The organism is Prevotella sp. P2-180, from assembly GCF_002251435.1.
Taxonomy (GTDB): Bacteria; Bacteroidota; Bacteroidia; order Bacteroidales; family Bacteroidaceae; genus Prevotella.
Map to the genome: position 1 here is coordinate 93,709 of NZ_NPJI01000114.1, position 15,965 is coordinate 109,673.

17 protein-coding genes and 1 pseudogene are annotated in these 15,965 nt (G+C 45.9%); 7 read left to right on the plus strand and 11 right to left on the minus strand.

What is annotated here, in order from left to right:
• Positions 1-36 precede the first annotated feature (36 nt).
• From CIK98_RS17350 to CIK98_RS17780, 3 genes are all read left to right on the plus strand, one after another.
• Positions 37-1,335 (plus strand): DegT/DnrJ/EryC1/StrS aminotransferase family protein, encoded by a 1,299-nt coding sequence (locus tag CIK98_RS17350; protein WP_094386507.1) that lies wholly within the window; start codon positions 37-39, stop codon positions 1,333-1,335.
• Complete coding sequence (locus CIK98_RS17355; RefSeq protein ID WP_094386554.1) at positions 1,335-1,928, plus strand: sugar transferase; 594 nt, start codon at positions 1,335-1,337, stop codon at positions 1,926-1,928. The genes CIK98_RS17350 and CIK98_RS17355 overlap by 1 nt, the downstream gene beginning before the upstream one ends.
• Before the next feature lie 199 nt (positions 1,929-2,127).
• The gene (locus CIK98_RS17780) at positions 2,128-2,343 is read left to right on the plus strand and encodes a hypothetical protein (RefSeq protein ID WP_141210592.1); all 216 of its coding nucleotides are present in this window, start codon (positions 2,128-2,130) and stop codon (positions 2,341-2,343) included.
• Positions 2,344-2,542: 199 nt separating this feature from the next.
• On the opposite strand, the gene CIK98_RS18840 is transcribed toward CIK98_RS17780, so the two are convergent.
• Genes CIK98_RS18840 through CIK98_RS17365 form a run of 3 tightly spaced genes read right to left on the minus strand, consistent with a single transcriptional unit; the run spans position 2,543 to position 4,471 of the window.
• Positions 2,543-2,830 (minus strand): bile acid:sodium symporter family protein, encoded by a 288-nt coding sequence (locus tag CIK98_RS18840; protein ID WP_253249777.1) that lies wholly within the window; start codon positions 2,828-2,830, stop codon positions 2,543-2,545.
• Positions 2,817-3,539 (minus strand): bile acid:sodium symporter family protein, encoded by a 723-nt coding sequence (locus tag CIK98_RS17360; protein ID WP_253249778.1) that lies wholly within the window; start codon positions 3,537-3,539, stop codon positions 2,817-2,819. The genes CIK98_RS18840 and CIK98_RS17360 overlap by 14 nt, the downstream gene beginning before the upstream one ends.
• Complete coding sequence (locus tag CIK98_RS17365) at positions 3,536-4,471, minus strand: S9 family peptidase (protein ID WP_094386509.1); 936 nt, start codon at positions 4,469-4,471, stop codon at positions 3,536-3,538. The genes CIK98_RS17360 and CIK98_RS17365 overlap by 4 nt, the downstream gene beginning before the upstream one ends.
• Positions 4,472-4,640: 169 nt before the next feature.
• Between CIK98_RS17365 and CIK98_RS17785 the strand changes: the two are divergent.
• From CIK98_RS17785 to CIK98_RS17375, 3 genes and pseudogenes are all read left to right on the plus strand, one after another.
• A pseudogene (locus tag CIK98_RS17785) lies at positions 4,641-4,811 on the plus strand (site-specific integrase); the annotation flags it as partial.
• 127 nt (positions 4,812-4,938) lie between these two features.
• Positions 4,939-5,112 (plus strand): hypothetical protein, encoded by a 174-nt coding sequence (locus tag CIK98_RS18460; protein WP_172410019.1) that lies wholly within the window; start codon positions 4,939-4,941, stop codon positions 5,110-5,112.
• Entirely contained in the window at positions 5,109-5,408 is a 300-nt protein-coding gene (locus CIK98_RS17375) for a hypothetical protein (protein ID WP_094386512.1), read from the plus strand. Before CIK98_RS18460 ends, CIK98_RS17375 begins: the two co-directional genes overlap by 4 nt.
• A 461-nt stretch (positions 5,409-5,869) precedes the next feature.
• On the opposite strand, the gene CIK98_RS19105 is transcribed toward CIK98_RS17375, so the two are convergent.
• Entirely contained in the window at positions 5,870-5,959 is a 90-nt protein-coding gene (locus tag CIK98_RS19105; protein WP_141210593.1) for a DUF4248 domain-containing protein, read from the minus strand.
• A 647-nt stretch (positions 5,960-6,606) separates the two neighbouring features.
• Here CIK98_RS19105 and CIK98_RS17385 point away from each other — a divergent pair.
• Positions 6,607-8,214 (plus strand): AAA family ATPase, encoded by a 1,608-nt coding sequence (locus CIK98_RS17385; RefSeq protein ID WP_094386516.1) that lies wholly within the window; start codon positions 6,607-6,609, stop codon positions 8,212-8,214.
• Positions 8,215-8,230: 16 nt separating this feature from the next.
• Here CIK98_RS17385 and CIK98_RS17390 read toward each other — a convergent pair whose 3' ends face one another.
• The 7 genes from CIK98_RS17390 to coaBC form a co-directional block, all read right to left on the minus strand.
• On the minus strand, positions 8,231-8,824 hold the full coding sequence (locus tag CIK98_RS17390) for a sugar transferase (protein WP_094386518.1): 594 nt from the start codon (positions 8,822-8,824) through the stop codon (positions 8,231-8,233).
• 74 nt (positions 8,825-8,898) lie between these two features.
• The gene (gene upp / locus CIK98_RS17395) at positions 8,899-9,558 is read right to left on the minus strand and encodes a uracil phosphoribosyltransferase (RefSeq protein ID WP_094386520.1); all 660 of its coding nucleotides are present in this window, start codon (positions 9,556-9,558) and stop codon (positions 8,899-8,901) included.
• A gap of 181 nt (positions 9,559-9,739) precedes the next feature.
• Positions 9,740-10,300: a DUF3237 family protein gene (locus tag CIK98_RS17400; RefSeq protein WP_253249780.1), complete on the minus strand. Its 561-nt coding sequence runs from the start codon at positions 10,298-10,300 to the stop codon at positions 9,740-9,742.
• Positions 10,301-10,400: 100 nt separating this feature from the next.
• The gene (locus tag CIK98_RS17405; RefSeq protein ID WP_141210594.1) at positions 10,401-12,065 is read right to left on the minus strand and encodes a serine protease; all 1,665 of its coding nucleotides are present in this window, start codon (positions 12,063-12,065) and stop codon (positions 10,401-10,403) included.
• 62 nt (positions 12,066-12,127) lie between these two features.
• Complete coding sequence (recN, locus tag CIK98_RS17410; protein ID WP_094386524.1) at positions 12,128-13,798, minus strand: DNA repair protein RecN; 1,671 nt, start codon at positions 13,796-13,798, stop codon at positions 12,128-12,130.
• 18 nt (positions 13,799-13,816) lie between these two features.
• Entirely contained in the window at positions 13,817-14,731 is a 915-nt protein-coding gene (locus tag CIK98_RS17415; RefSeq protein ID WP_094386526.1) for a DUF4835 family protein, read from the minus strand.
• A gap of 17 nt (positions 14,732-14,748) precedes the next feature.
• Positions 14,749-15,963, minus strand: a complete 1,215-nt coding sequence (gene coaBC / locus CIK98_RS17420; protein WP_094386528.1) for a bifunctional phosphopantothenoylcysteine decarboxylase/phosphopantothenate--cysteine ligase CoaBC — start codon at positions 15,961-15,963, stop codon at positions 14,749-14,751.
• Positions 15,964-15,965: the final 2 nt, after the last annotated feature.

Sequence of the window (15,965 nt, forward strand, 5' to 3'; positions counted from 1 at the left end):
AACTTATTTTGTGGAATATAATAATAATAAAAGGTTATGACTATGAAATTGCGAAATATACCATTCTCTCCTCCTGACATGACGGAGAGAGAGGCGGAAGAAGTGAAGAATGCCATTATGAGCGGATGGATAACTACCGGTCCGCGTACCAAGAAGTTGGAACAACTGATATCCGAATATCTACATACAGCAAAGACTGTTTGTCTCAATTCAGCCACGGCTTCTATGGAGATGGTGTTACGTCTGCTTGACCTTAAGCCAGACGACGAGGTGATAGTGCCTGCTTATACTTATACAGCAACGGCTTCAGTCACTCAACACATTGGATGCAAATTGGTGTTGGTGGATAGTCAGAGGGATAGTGTCGAGATGGATTACGACAAGCTGGCTGAGGCCATCACTGAGCATACAAAGGTGATTGTTCCTGTGGATATAGCCGGCATCGTGGCTGACTATGACAGAGTGTATGGGATAGTGGAGGAAAAGAGGCATCTTTTTCGCCCCGACAATGCTCTGCAGGCCAAGATAGGACGTGTTGTTGTGAGCGCTGATTGCGCACATTCTTTTGGTGCCAACAGAAATGGAAAGATGGCGGGAGAAATTGCTGATTTCTCATCATTCTCTTTCCATGCCGTAAAGAACTTCACTACTGCAGAGGGAGGAGCCATGACTTGGAACTTGCCTTTTGGCGGTGAAATAATACCAACAGACGTGGATTATTTACCTACAGTCCCCAAAAAAGAAGGAGAGACTTGGAATGAACTGTTGTATCGCATAAGCCAGCTATTCTCGCTCCACGGCCAGAACAAGGATGCCTTGGCCAAGACAAAGCTCGGGGCTTGGGAATATGACATAATTGGACCATGGTATAAGTGCAATATGACCGACATTATGGCTGCTATGGGACTGGTGCAGTTTGAGCGCTATCCTGAGATATTGGCCAAGCGCAGAAATTACGTCTCTATGTATAATAAGGCGATTGATTGCCTCAACCTTGATTCTGCGCCTGACCACAAGGTGGTTTATCTCAACCATGAGGACGCTGACCACCGATCTTCTCACCACCTCTATCTCTTGCGTCTGCTTGGACGCACTCGCGAGGAGGTAAACAGGGTGATTGAACTGATGGCAGAGCGTGGCATTGCCACCAATGTCCACTACAAACCACTGCCTATGATGACTGCCTACAAGGCTCTTGGATTTGACATCAAGAACTTCCCTAATGCCTATCGTATGTATGAGAATGAAATCACGCTTCCTCTGAATACAAAGATGACAGAGGAAGATGTGGAGTATGTCGTCTCAAATTTTTGTGATATAGTCAAGTCGTTATGATAAAACGTTTATTTGATATAGTGGCATCGGGCTGTGGTCTGTTGGTTCTCAGTCCCGTGCTTTTGCTTGTGGCCCTATGGGTAAAATTGGATTCAAAAGGTCCTGTTTTCTATCGCCAAGTGCGGGTAGGCCTGCACAATAAGGATTTCCGCATATTCAAGTTTCGCTCCATGCGTGTAGGGGCCGACAAGGGTTCTTTGGTCACTATCGGCGGTCGTGACCCCCGGGTCACTCGTTCTGGCTACTTCATTCGCAAATACAAACTCGACGAACTGCCACAGCTCATTAACGTACTTATGGGCGACATGAGTCTGGTAGGTCCCCGTCCTGAGGTGCGCCATTATGTCGATTACTGGACTTCCGAACAGATGCATGTACTGGATGTGCGCCCAGGCATCACCGACCCAGCATCAATCAAGTTCCGTAATGAGAATGAACTGATGGAGCAGGCATCCAATCCTGAGGATTATTACATCCACGTAATTATGCAGGAGAAGATTAAGCTTTATTTGGAATATGTCAAGAATGCTTCATTTATGTATGACCTGAAACTTATATTCCAAACGTTTAAGGTCATTGTAACCGAACGTTAGAATTTCTTTCCGCGGGTCATAGGTCGAGTAGAGCAAGGGAGTTTCACCCTCACCCTCTCACAGAACCGTGCGTGAAAGTCTCCCCTCACACGGCTCTTCACACTCTATGCTTTGTGCATATGCTTCTTTCATCATATACTCCTCTTTGTTTAAGATTTTCATAATTTCAGTTGCTTGAGTGTGTCACCCCCTTCGCTCCATGTCCATTACAGACACTTCAACGCTACTACGGGGCAATCCGCCACAGAAGCGGACTTCGGTACGTTTCTGCCTTGTTCGTCACTTTCGGCATTTCCCTTGGCATTCCGACTTCTGCTTCCCACGTTCCGCCAACGAGCCTGTATATGAAAAGGGTGGCGCATTGTCGAAGTCAGGACGACTACCACACCTTGGGCATGGCATCGGCTGCGAATAAGGCGTCCCCTGCCATTTGATATCCGGAGCCAAAAACTTGTGGCCGCATACATCACATATAAACTTTTTTTCCCTTCTCGTCATCAGATACTATTTCTTTTGTGGGAAAAGATATGCTTTTTTTCATATCCTCCAAACTTTTGCCTTTTTTTTACCCATTTTTACAAAAGATTTAGACTAACGAAAAATAGGAAGATAAATTATTTTATCTTCTTCTCATCATACTTCACGTATAAGCCCGCGAGCACTGTGCCCGAGATAGAGTGATAGGCACAACTGATGGCACAGGGCACCACGCAGAGTATGGCCTCTGGATTGCGGGCAAGTATATCATCGTTGGCAAAGAATGCGGTGGCAAGCACTGTTGCCATGCCCGCGTTCTGCATTCCCACCTCAATGGATATGGTGCGCTTTTTGGCAAGTGAGAAGCGGAAAAGGCGGCCTACGTTATAACCGAGGATATATCCGAGGGTGTTATGGCAGAACACCACGGGAAAGCATAAGCAAGAAGAGTCCCATGCCGTGAATCATCAACTGGGGCTTCACCTGCGACACCACACCTCCCACTATCAAGGCAAGACTCGTGACACTTACTCCCGGCATCATCTGCCTCACATCCTCATACCACTTGTGGCGACTGGCGTATTGGTTAACCAAGAAGCCAATACCTACGGGAATGATCGTGATGAGCAATATGCCACGAAACATTCCGAGCGTATCTACCTCTATCCTTGTATCGGCAAGCCACCACACCAGCAGCGGAGTCATGAATGGAGCCAACAGGGTGGAGGCAGTGGTCATACCCACCGAGAATGCCACGTCACCCTTGCACAGGAACGACATGATATTGCTCGACACTCCGCCGGGGCAACAACCTACGAGAATGATACCGATGGAGAGATAAGGATTAAGGCCGAAAACTTGGGTAAGCGTATAGGCCAGCAATGGCATCAACGTAAACTGAGCACAAGCGCCGATGAAGATGTCCCAGGGACGACTGAACAATATGCGGAAGTCTTCAGTAGAGAGAGTCAGTCCCATTGTCAGCATTATCACTCCGAGAATGACGCTCGACACGTCTCCCCTCACCCACCCGAACACATCGGGCACGAGAAAAGCCAATACGGCTGCGGCTATTACGTATGTAGATGAGTGTGAAGCCATCCATGCACTCACCTCTTTCACTATTTCTTTCATCTGACGGATTTCAGGTAGCTTTCCACTATTGGCAGGACAACAGAGTCATAGTCGGCGGAGGCTCCCATCATACTGCCCATACTGCCAAGGTTGGCAGCATTGAATCCGTGATTGGCTCCCTCTATCTTGTTGAGAGTGGCAGAAGGATAGAGACCTACTGCCTTCACTGAATTTGAGATAGGAACTATCATGTCGGCTGTGCCATGGATGATGCAGACAGGCTTAGAGAACTTACCGATATGCGACCATACGTCGAAGTCCTTGATACTATTGATATATGCCTCACTCATCGACATCATACCGCCAAAATCGCCGAATCCACCGAATCCACTGAACATCTTCACCATCTCCGGTATGTTGAAAGCAGGATAGAAGAGTATCATTCCAGCAAAGTCATCAGGACACTCGTCGGCAAGCAATGCCGACACCAATCCTCCCTGACTGCTTCCAAGCAGACAGACATTAGAAGAATCGACATAATCTAATGATTTTACTGTCTTAACAACAGCGCGAAGGTCTTCCACCTCGGTGAAAACAGTCATTTCATCGGTTTTCCCGTCGCTTTTACTCTTGGCGCTTCCACCGCAGAAGTCAAAGCAATAAGCAGCAAATCCCATTTTGGCAATAGCTGAAGCATAGCCCTTCATAGCCTCGTGGGTAAGAGAACTGCTGTGCGAGAGAATCACGGCAGGTTGTTTTTCCGACACCGTAGAATTATAATACATCATGCCAAAAATCCTGTTTCCATCGCGCTCGCTCCACACCTCGACGCTGTCAACCGTCAGCTCCGTCCCTGTCTGGACAGAGTCGATTATTTCCTCATTTCCGGCATTCTCGGGTGGTATAGTGCCATTGTCGTCATCCGATGAACAAGCGGCAACACCCATGGATGCCGCAATAAAACCCATTAATACAATCACAGTCTTTTTCATATCCTAAAAACATATTCTATATATAACTCTGCATATATATTTCGGTTGCAAAGGTACACTTTTCCACACATATCACCAAGCATTTACCCCACTTTTCCGCACCAGGTTAATATAGTTTAACCAAGTACGGAAAACAATTCCTTCCCTCCTTAACTCCTTCCCTCCTTACCTCTCATCTCCCCTCACCCTCTATGTCGCCCGCCACAGTTGGGCAAGCATCGCCCAGTCCAGCCACGTGCCCATCCACGCCATCAGCGGAGCCATGGGCCACGACTCGGAGGTAACCACACAGATATACCTCGCCTCTATCCAGACATCGCAGATAGACGAGGAGAACAGCATGAATAGTATTAAAATTCAGTTCAACGACAAGAATAGGAAATGTTCGGTTGACGAGATTTACCCCGACAGGTTGAAAACACATGCCGACGCCGTAGGCGTGTCTTTAATCCAAACACGACTATTCAATGGAACCCCATAATGTCAAGCAATACTGGTTTGTAGCCATCGTCACTCCCAATACCAAGAAGAAAGTCATCGAGAGAATGGATGACCTCGTCCAGTATTGGAAGAAACAGGAAATCCTGGACGAGACAGAGACCGTCACGGCCTATGGGTGGTGGAACGGGCCTTTCGTGTGACCAAGGGAAATCTTGAGGCACGTCCTATCTTCCACTTCACGGAGAAGCGTATTGAGGCTCACATCTGCATCTGCTTCATGGCATACAAGGTTTACAAAGAACTTAAACGCATAATACGTATTGCTAAAATTGACCTCAGCGTCGACTCGGTATTGAGGATTGCCAAGACGATTGCCACTGTGCGGATAAACCTACCGAACAACGGAACTGTAATGCAACAGACACTGCTGCTGACTCCTGATCACTGCAAGATCAAGCCGCTTTTCGACATCCAGAGCATCCTAAGCCAGAGCTAAACATCAGAAAATCGAGATTCGCGCACACGCGTGCATGAAAAGGGTGGCGCATTGTCGAAGTCAGGACGGGTGACACACTGTACACGGTCTTTGGGTTGTCCTTGTCGAACATCACCGTGCGCTTGGTTACTTTGTAAGCTTTAGACATTTGTTTAAAAATTAAAAAATTAAAGAATTAAAAAATTAAAGTTCTCTGTGTGATCGGGAATTGACTCCTTCTGGCCAGTAAAGGGGCGTTCTCCTTTTCACAGTGCAAAGGCACTACATTTTAATTTGACGGATGCTCATGTTTGCTCATGTCTGCTCATATTGAGCGGAGAGATGAAAGGGCTCTTGTCTGGTGATAACTGAAAGGGGGATTCAGATGGGAACTGAATGGGGTAGTCAGTTGGTAACTGATTGCGGTATTCAGTTGGGTACTGAATAGGGCTTTCAGTTGGGAACTGAATGCGGTGGTCAGTTTACGGATCACCAAGGTAGTGCATGATGAGACGGACTTGCCTTGCTGTCAGGGTCTTGGTCTTCTTGTATGGCTGACCTATTTCCTCCAAGGCGGCAACGAGGTAGGGACAGTGGGCGGTCTTACATAAAGTAAAGACCCTACACTGGCATTTATGTCATCATGGTGACAGATGTGACAGATATGACAGTAGCTATTACAACATTTATATAATTTCTATTGAAGCCCTACTATATAGTAACCCTTTAATTCATATACGCGTAATATGTATATATTATCTGTCACAAGTGTCACACCTGTCACGCCTTTGGACTTAAAATGGCATGTCTTTTGGGGTGGTTCTTCACCATCGGGCAAGACGTTGCCTATGTCGGAGGCGGTGAGATAGACGGCCTTCTCGTTTTCGCCGGGCTTGCGGTAGCGGGTGGCGATGAGTTCGCGTGCAAGGTTTGGGGTCTCATAGGCGCGGTTGCGGGTGTTGAGCTTCGCTCATTCTTAGGAGGTCGGCGATATGGTCGTGTCCGTCCCATTCCGGCAGACTGTCGAGATAGCTTTTGACGGGATGGAATAGCAAACTAGCAATTACACTCTTCTCCGCGTGGTGAGAAAATAGCTTTTATTTGTTAAATAGTCGTAAATGAATGGAAGCAATGGTCTGAATATTTGGATAACAGACAAATAAATTATAATTTTGCATTCCTAAGCAGGCTTATCTCTCCTATAACAAGTGAAATAATTATGGGTACATATATTAACAAAGGTAATAATGCTTTTCGTGATATCGTCAATAGCGAGTATGTTGACAAGACATCGCTGATTCCAATAATTAACAAGACGCTCAATACCGAGTGTCGCTATAGCTGCGTATCTCGTAGTCGGAGGTTCGGTAAGTCTATGGCGGCAAAGATGCTGTGCGCATATTACGACAAGTCGTGCGACTCGCGGGAGCTTTTCATGGGGTTGAAGGTTGAGAAGGACAAGACGTTCGAGGAGTATCTAAACAAATACACCGTGATTTATCTCGATGTGACATCTTTCACTGCCAGGCCTGAGCTTGGGGACAGAATTGTGAGGGTCATACAGAGCGAAATATCTTCTGAGGTGAAAAAGTGTTACCCAGACGTTGATTATTCAGAAACAACTGACTTAATGAGAATTCTCTCAGCCATTCACAATGCTACAGGCGAAAAGTTTTTCTTCATCATCGACGAGTGGGATGCCATCTGCCGTGAGTTCCCCGACAGGCGGAAGATGAGGGGAGACATGTCGGGGATAGCTCCCACCATCCTCGACGAATATGTCATGCTGCTCCGCCGCCTGTTCAAGACACAGGATTCCGACGAAGTCTTTGCCGGTGCATATCTCACGGGAATCCTGCCAATTAAGAGGTATAACACCGAGTCGGCATTGAACAACTTCCGTGAATATTCCATGATTAATCCGGGCAGAATGGCTAATGCTCTTGGATTTACCCACGATGAGGTTACGGAGTTATGTCGTTCATTTAATATGGACATTCATGAGATGGAACAATGGTATGACGGCTATCGAATCGGAGAGGCATCACGTATTTTCAATCCATATTCAGTCATGAGGGCAATAGAAAATGACCGTTATAAAAGCTACTGGACAACCACCGGGGCATACGACTCCGTTGTCACCTATATCCAGATGAACTTCGAAGGCCTGAAGGATGACATAATCCGTATGATTTCAGGAGAGCGCGTGTATGTTGATACAACAGAGTTTACAAACGACATGCACATCGTGCGCAGCAAGAATGACGTCCTCACCGTGTTGATTCATCTCGGATATCTGGCATACGATGAGGATGAACAAGAGTGCTTTATACCTAACAAGGAGGTGGGGAATGAAATGAATAACGCAATAAAGGCTACATCTTGGGAAGAATTAGCCAAAACAATACAAAACTCGAAAAACCTTCTTGCCGCCACCATTTCCGGCAACGAGCAAGCCGTGGCTAAAGCCATCGACCTTGCCAATGATGAGAATACGAGCATCCTGTCATATAACGACGAAAACTCGCTTGCCTGCGTGCTTTCCATTGCTTATATTTGGGCGAAGAACGATTATATTATTCACCGAGAGTTTGCCACAGGCAAGGGCTATGCCGACCTTGTGATGATTCCACGCCGCAATGCTTCAAAGCCGGCAATCGTCATTGAGCTGAAATACAACCACTCAACAAACACTGCCATCAGTCAGATAAAGCAGAAGAACTATCCTGCGAAGTTGGCAGACTATACTGGCGACATACTACTAGTAGGGATAAACTACGACAAGGAGTCTAAGCAACATACATGTAAAATAGAAAGCGTAAACTGATAATCACTCTTTAATTTCAGAATTTCTTTCCGAAAACGATGCTAATAAATGTCCTCCACAATATCTTCATGTCGAAGAGAAAGGAGTGATGGTGAAGGTATTCGAGGTCGAAATCGAGACGACGGAGCATCTTTTCCATCGTGTCGGTATAGCCATTGTAAAGCGTGGCGTAAGAAGTCACTCCTGGACGTATCTGATACAGCAGTTCATACTTGGGATTGTGAAGCATTATCTGGTCGATATAGAACTTGCGCTCAGGACGCGGACCTACAAACGACATGTCGCCTATCAAGACATTCCACAACTGGGGAAGTTCGTCAAGATGATGCTCACGAAGGAATTTGCCTGATTTCGTAAGTCTGCTGTCGCTGTCGCCACAGGAAAGAGCAGAGCCATGTTTCTCTGCGTCTGTCCTCATGCTGCGGAATTTGAATATCCGGAAAGGCTTGCCATGCAGTCCTATACGCTCCTGGCTGTATATGGCAGGGCCTTTGTCGTCTTTTTTAATTCTTAAATAACAATACAGGAACAATGGTGAAAAAACGACGAGACATACCACAGAGAGCAGTATGTCGAACGTGCGTTTTATTATTGCCTGAATGTTGTTCATTATTGCCTTTGTTTGATGTTCTTTTTAATAATAAACGTCAATGATTGCTTATTATTGTATAAAGACATCAACTTTTATAGCTTTTCGCCAAAACAAAGGTCACCTGCATCGCCCAGGCCTGGCACAATATATTTTTGTGCGTTGAGACACGGGTCGATGGCACCACACCATACCGTGGTCTTGTCGTTAGGGAAGGTTTCGGATATATGGTCGATGCCTTCTTGTGCGGCAATGACAGAGGCCAGATGTATGTGTTTGGGAGTGCCGTGGGAGAGCAAGGCCTGGTAAGCCAAATCCATAGAGCCTCCTGTGGCAAGCATCGGGTCAGCAATGATGAGCACTTTGTTGTCGAGTTGTGGCGCTGCAAGGTATTCCACATGTATGCCTACCTTGGTGTGAGCTTCGTCTTCGTAAACACGATATGCACTGGCAAAAGCACACTCTGCCTTGTCAAACACACTCAACATACCTTCGTGCATTGGTAGCCCTGCCCTCAGTACAGTGGCCAAGACCAAACGGTCGGAGCATAGTTGGCATTTAGCATTGCCCAGCGGTGTTGTCACTTCATTTTCCTTGTAGTCGAGTCTCTTGCTTATCTCGTATGCCATCATCTGACCTATACGTCTGACATTGTTGCGAAACAACAAGGGGTTGCGCTGATAGTCGCAGTCGCGAAGTTCAGCCATATAGTTGTTGACAACCGAATAATGGTTGTTTAGGTTTATGATTTCCATATAAACTATTACATTAAAGTAAGGATATAAAAAATGATTTATTCAGAATCTGATAAGTCTATTATGCACCAAACAACAACGCACAGAATGCGACCAAGATGGTAATCACTATTGCTATTGCCATATCTTTATCTTTAGATTATTCACATGGTAAATACTAAATTCATAGCATCTTAAGCTATTATTTTACTCTCCAGACATCAAGTATGATTGTGCCAGGCGCTCCGAATGACGGTGCACAGACATATATCGCATTATTGAGCCATGCATACTTGCTGTCAACAGGAGCCTCAAACCTTGGTGCTGCCTTGAAATAGAAAGTGTCGTTGCCAGAAGCATCCTTTCCGGAATATACTATTCCTTGGTTGCGCACGTGGATATTCACCCCATCGTAGGTCTTTATTGAATAAATGGCCTCAAGCGTTGTCCTCTTGCCGTCGGCACTGACAAGTTGGTAGTCGGCACCACCATTAATGATAGTTCCGCGAAGAAGCGGTCCTTCAAACGTTCCGCCTGTGATAGGAATCACATGACGCTTGCCTGCCTGTGTCTCACCCACGGTATAGGCTTCGCCGAGGGTGACATTTAGCTGCATGACAAACTCCAGCTCTGGTGTCGGAGCTTTCGGAGAAATGGTCTGTCCATTAGATACAAATGAACAAAATGAGAGGACAATGGTTATCAATAATGTTTTTGTCTGCATTACAAGACTTTGACCAAACTGTCGTTCTTCTGTTTTCATACTCTATTCGTTTTATTTTGCAGCTGCAAAGGTAGCAGAAAGTTACCAATATTCAAAATAAATGGGACAGAAAGCAATGAAATGTGACGAATGGCATAAGCTATTTTGAATACTTGTCTATAAAGGTCTGGGCTTGGGTATCGCCCATGTCTTTCGCCTTGTTCAAATTCTTTAAACCCTCTTCTTTCAGTCCCTTTGCACATTGTGCTATGCCAAGAAACAGCACACCGTCGCTCAACGTGGGGTCAAGGGTTATCAGTTCGTTGGCTGTGGCTATAGCCTGGTCGTTAAGTCCCACTCTAAGTTCTAGCGAGCATTTTTCAGCAAGCAAGAGAGTGTTGGAGGGATTGAGTTGTAAAGCCTTGGCAAGGTCGTCAAGTGCCTGTTTGAACAGCCTTCCCTTTGTCTCGGCCTGAGAACGCAAATAATAGAAGTTTTCGTTCACCTGAGTGACCATCAGCTGTTCGTAGTCGTTGAGGTCATTGACTGCCATACGATATTTCCCACAGTTCATGAGCATCTGAGCCCTTGAAAGGATATAAGGTGCAGCCTCCTTTAAATATGGGCGACTGAAGGTGGCCACCGCACTGTCGAGCATTGCCAGACATGCGGTAGTGTCTTTCAGAAGTTCCTTGCAGCGGGCAAGTCCAAAATAGTTTGCGGCGGTTTTCTCTCCATCATCCACCAAGGCTTGATATATGTCTGCTGATTCGGCATATTTTTCCTGTGCAAACACTATTTGCGCCTTGAGCTGGCGGTAAACAGGAAGTGGCTGTATGTCTATGGCATGATTGATTTCTGAACAAGCCTTGTCATAGTTCCAGGGTTCGAATGGTTTGTCTGGCATGTATACCATTTTGTCCAGTATCATTTTGGCATAGCTATAGTGAGCCTCGTCTTTTTTGTCGCCGTTAGCCACTGCTGCCTGCATATCGCGGTCGGCTGAAGAGAAGTCGAGTCCACTGAGTGCACGATTGGCGCGATAGACGTATCCGTCTACCGAGTTAGGAAATTTTGCTACGAAATCGTCAACAAGCGTGTTCATTGACAGAGAGTCGACAGATGAAGAGCAGAGATATAGAGCAACAAGAGCCTCTTGTACATCATCTGGCAATGCTTTCTTAATGGTAGTAAGCCTTAGGGCTGGATCGTTTACACTCAAGCCCGAGGCTTTCATGTCGGCAGCCATCTTTGCATCCACAGCATATTGCTTTCCCCCCGAAGCACCAGCCTGTAACATAGCCACCACAGATCCGGCGGCATCAAGCACCGGACTTCCGACAGCACTTTCCGGTGCCTCCATTGCCATGGTGTAGTAGTTGTAGTCGGCCATCACTTTCTCTACCTTTTCCACTGTTCCTTCTGAAGTATTGGGATTTTTCTGTGCGTATGGCAACATCCATAGTTTTGTGTCAGCATTCACACCGTCTGCAATAGTCAACGGAATGCTTTTCTTTATGTTTACATGAAGCTTCATCACGTCGAAATCCCGATTGGCACCTACGACATAGTCAACCTCATATTCTTTTCCAGAAGCGTCGATGGCTATGGCCTTTGCCGCTCCGTTGAAAGGAGTGAAATTGCAGACCGCCAATCCATTGTCGCTGATAAAAAATCCGTTTCCACTTCCAATCAAGGCGCCATTGGCGTCGAAGGTCTTTACGGTAAAGAGCGACTTAAGCGCCTTTTTTGCCCAACTCTCAGGCTGAGCCATTGCAATGCCGCATACGAAGACGGCAATAATCAAATATATTATTCTTTTCATTTCGTTGATTTATTCTTTTTTCATTCTTCACTCTTCATTCTTCACTCTTCATTCTTCACTCTTCATTCTTCACTCTTCATTTTCAGAAGTTCCCTTGCGTTGCTTATGGCAGCTTCGGTAATGTCGCTTCCACTGAGCATTTGGGCAATTTCATTCACACGATCTTCTCCGCAGAGCAGTTTCATGGTGCTTACTGTAGTATCTCCCCTATCCTCTTTATATACTTTATAATGTGTTGCTCCCTTGGCGGCAATCTGCGGCAGGTGAGTGATGCTGATGACCTGACGTTCGTTATTTCCCATCTCACACATTATGTCGGCCATCTTCTCTGCTATTTTCCCACTCACTCCAGTGTCTATCTCGTCGAAAATGATGGTAGGGAGCTTTACGGCTCCGCTCACCATAGCTTTTAGCGAAAGCATGAGTCGTGCTATCTCTCCTCCTGAAGCTACCTGTGCCACTGGTTGCATAGGCATGTTTCGGTTGGCACTGAACATATAAGCCACCTTGTCAGCTCCGTCGGCCGACAATTCTGAGGATTCGAGGTTGATAGTAAACTGGATGTTTGGCATGCCTAATGCTACCAGTCGTTGTTTTATTTCCTCTTCTATTTTCTTTGCTGCCGTTTTCCTCACCTTGGTGATGCTATCGGCTTTTTGTATGGCAAGTTTCATTGACTTGTCAACCTCATTTTTGACCTGTTGAAGGTCGTAGTCGCCATTTTCTATTCCATCCAGCTGCTTCTTCAGGTTGTCTCGTATCTCAATAAGTTGAGAGACAGTGTCGCAGTGGTATTTCTTCTGCAAACTGTAGATTCTGTCCAGTCTGTCGTTGATACTATCGAGTTCCTTAGGGTCAAAATCAACTTTGTCGAGTTGTCCTTCGAGTTCGTCGGCAATATCCTTAAGGTCGATAAAGTCGGCATCCATGCGGCTTGCAAGTTCGCCAGCCATAGGCAATACGCCTTCAATGGAATGCAATGCATTGATGGCAGTACGCAGATTTTCCGTCACTCCAGTGCCTTCAGCCGACATGGCTTTGTCTGCCTGATAGAGGGCGGTCTTTATGTCCTCGTAATGACTCATTTGGTTGGCCTGCGCCTCCAGAGTCTCCTGTTCTCCTTCCACAAGATTTGCCCTGTCGAGTTCTTCATATTGGAAGAGCAGGAAGTCTGCATTGGCTTTGTTTGATGTTAGCCTTTCCTGTAAGTCGTCAAGCTGACATTGTTTTTCACGGTAGTCACCATAAGCCTTTCGATAGTTGTCGAGCAAGTCCTTGTCATCGGCAATTATGTCTACGATTTCCATTTGGAAGTCTTGTTTCCCAAGTAAGAGGTTTTGATGCTGACTATGTACATCAATGAGCTGTTCGCCCAACTCTTTCAACACTGACAGGGGAACGGGAGTATCGTTGACAAATGCACGGCTTTTTCCGGCGGCAGTGATTTCTCGTCTCACAATACAGTCGTCTGCATCATACTCCACATCATTGTCGTTGAAGAAATTCTCCATGCCATATCGTGAAAGATTGAAATGAGCCTCAATGACGCACTTCTCCGAACCTCGTTTAATAAGCTTTGAATCAGCACGTTGACCTTTTAACAGGCCTATTGCGCCAAGTATAATGCTCTTTCCTGCACCTGTCTCTCCAGTGATGACGGAAAAGCCTCCATTGAACGTCATATCCAGTCGTTCTATTAGAGTAAAATTGCGAATGTATAATTGTTTCAGCATATTTCAAAAAAAATTACGTCATTGTCTCACTTTCTCCCAACTATCGCCTTGCGAGGCGTTGATGCCCATGAGAAGTTCATATATTTGTTCTTTCTCCTTCTGTGTGCCCTTTCCTTTATATATGCCTACGAGTTCGTCTTTCTTATAGTCTGTCCATATCTGTGGTAGCAGACTGAGCGGACGGCTCTCGTGCGCTTTCTTCAAACCATTGTCAAGGGCTTCGGTCACGTTGGTGCGGCCTCGCTCTGCATTGTTTGCCATTTCGTCGAGTCCCTTGCGATAATAGTCGTACTGAAGCTGGCGGAATGGTTTCATGGCTTCTTCCATATAGTCGTTGATGATAGCAAAACGGTTACGGCTGTCGTCAAATGCCTTCCATCCTGAGAAGTTTAGGTTTTGGGCATTATTCACCAGATTATAGCATAGCTGGAGAACGTCGGTTCCTCCCATAGGCGAAAAGCTGTCGAGATCGAGGCCTATGATGAGGTAGGCATAATAGGCAATGAGGGCTGTCAACTGGTTGTCGACAGTCTCGTCGTTAAAGTTCAGTTGGTCAAACTGTGCAAACTCAAAATTGAAGTTGGCATCCTTATTATTATAAAGTGTTGTAGTATACTGGCTGTTGTATACAGGACGGTTGGCCTGAATCATTGCTGTACACTCAAAAGTGTTGTTTGTCTTGTCGTATTTGTCTACTGTAATATTGAAATTGCAAACAATACGTTCGTTATTCTGAAACTGCAATGATGTCCATTGCCTGTCGTTTACAAACTGTTCGAGAGTCTGTTGCAGGTTTTCGAACACGCTTTTATCTGTTGTTCCCACTTTGCTGCTATTGACTACGACCTTGGCCAACAATTCTTGAGAGCTGATCTTCTGTATAGGGAAAATCAGCGCTGAAAGTAATGGCAATATGATATGAACCAGTTTCATTAATAATACAGATTCTTTCAGGACAGGGTTATGGGTTTCATGATTTGAGCGAGATAATTGACTATATCTGCAGCCACTTCGGTCTTCGGTTTCCGTTCGAATTCAGTCATTCCGTCTTGAGAAATGATCTTTATCTGGTTCTCGTCACTTTTGAAACAGGTGCCCTTGTTCTTCAACGAGTTAAGCACTATGAAGTCGAGGTTTTTCTTTTTCAGTTTTTCCACGGCATTATTTTCCTCGTTGTCTGTCTCAAGTGCGAATCCCACCATCACCTGCCTATTGTTTTTAATATTACCTAAGGCTGCAGCAATGTCCTTGTTTGGCGCAAGATGAAGCATAAGGTCATCGCCTTTTCGTTTTATCTTAGTGTCAGCCACGGTCTCCGGTCTGAAGTCAGCCACTGCGGCACAAAGTATCGCTACGTCGACATTTGGGAATATATCCATACAAGCCTCGTACATCTGCTGACAGCTTTCCACGTCGACACGGTTGATGTTATGATGGTTAACAGTCATGCTGACCGGACCAGCCACCAATTGAACCTGAGCACCACGTCTTGCACATTCTTCAGCAATGGCGAATCCCATTTTTCCACTTGAATAATTACCAATGAACCTCACCGGGTCAATCTTCTCGTAAGTAGGTCCGGCCGTGATGAGTATTTTCCTTCCGCTCAAGTCTTGAGAAGGAGCATTGAAGAAATGGTCGATGGCATCTACTATCACTTCCGGTTCCTGCATTCTGCCTTTGCCTTCGAGTCCGCTGGCGAGGAATCCGCTGGCAGGCTCGATAAAACGGCAGCCATAGCCAGTAAGTATGTCGATGTTTCGTTTTGTTGACGGATGTGCATACATGTCGAGGTCCATGGCTGGAGCTATGAATACAGGAGCTTTCATCGAAAGGTATGTGGTGACAAGCATATTGTCGGCTACCCCATTTGCCATTTTTCCGAGAGTGGAAGCCGTGCAAGGTGCAATAAGCATAGCGTCGGCCCACAATCCGATGTCTACATGGCTATTCCAAGTACCGTCGCGCTGCGAGAAGAATTCGCTGATAACTGGCTTGTGTGTAAGTGCCGAGAGTGTGATAGGAGTGATAAACTCCTTTCCGGCAGGTGTGATTACCACTTGAACCTCAGCGCCTTTCTTCTGCAGTCCACGTATTATATAGCATGCTTTATATGCAGCTATGGATCCTGTTATGCCAAGAACTATCTTTTTACCTTTAAGCATAT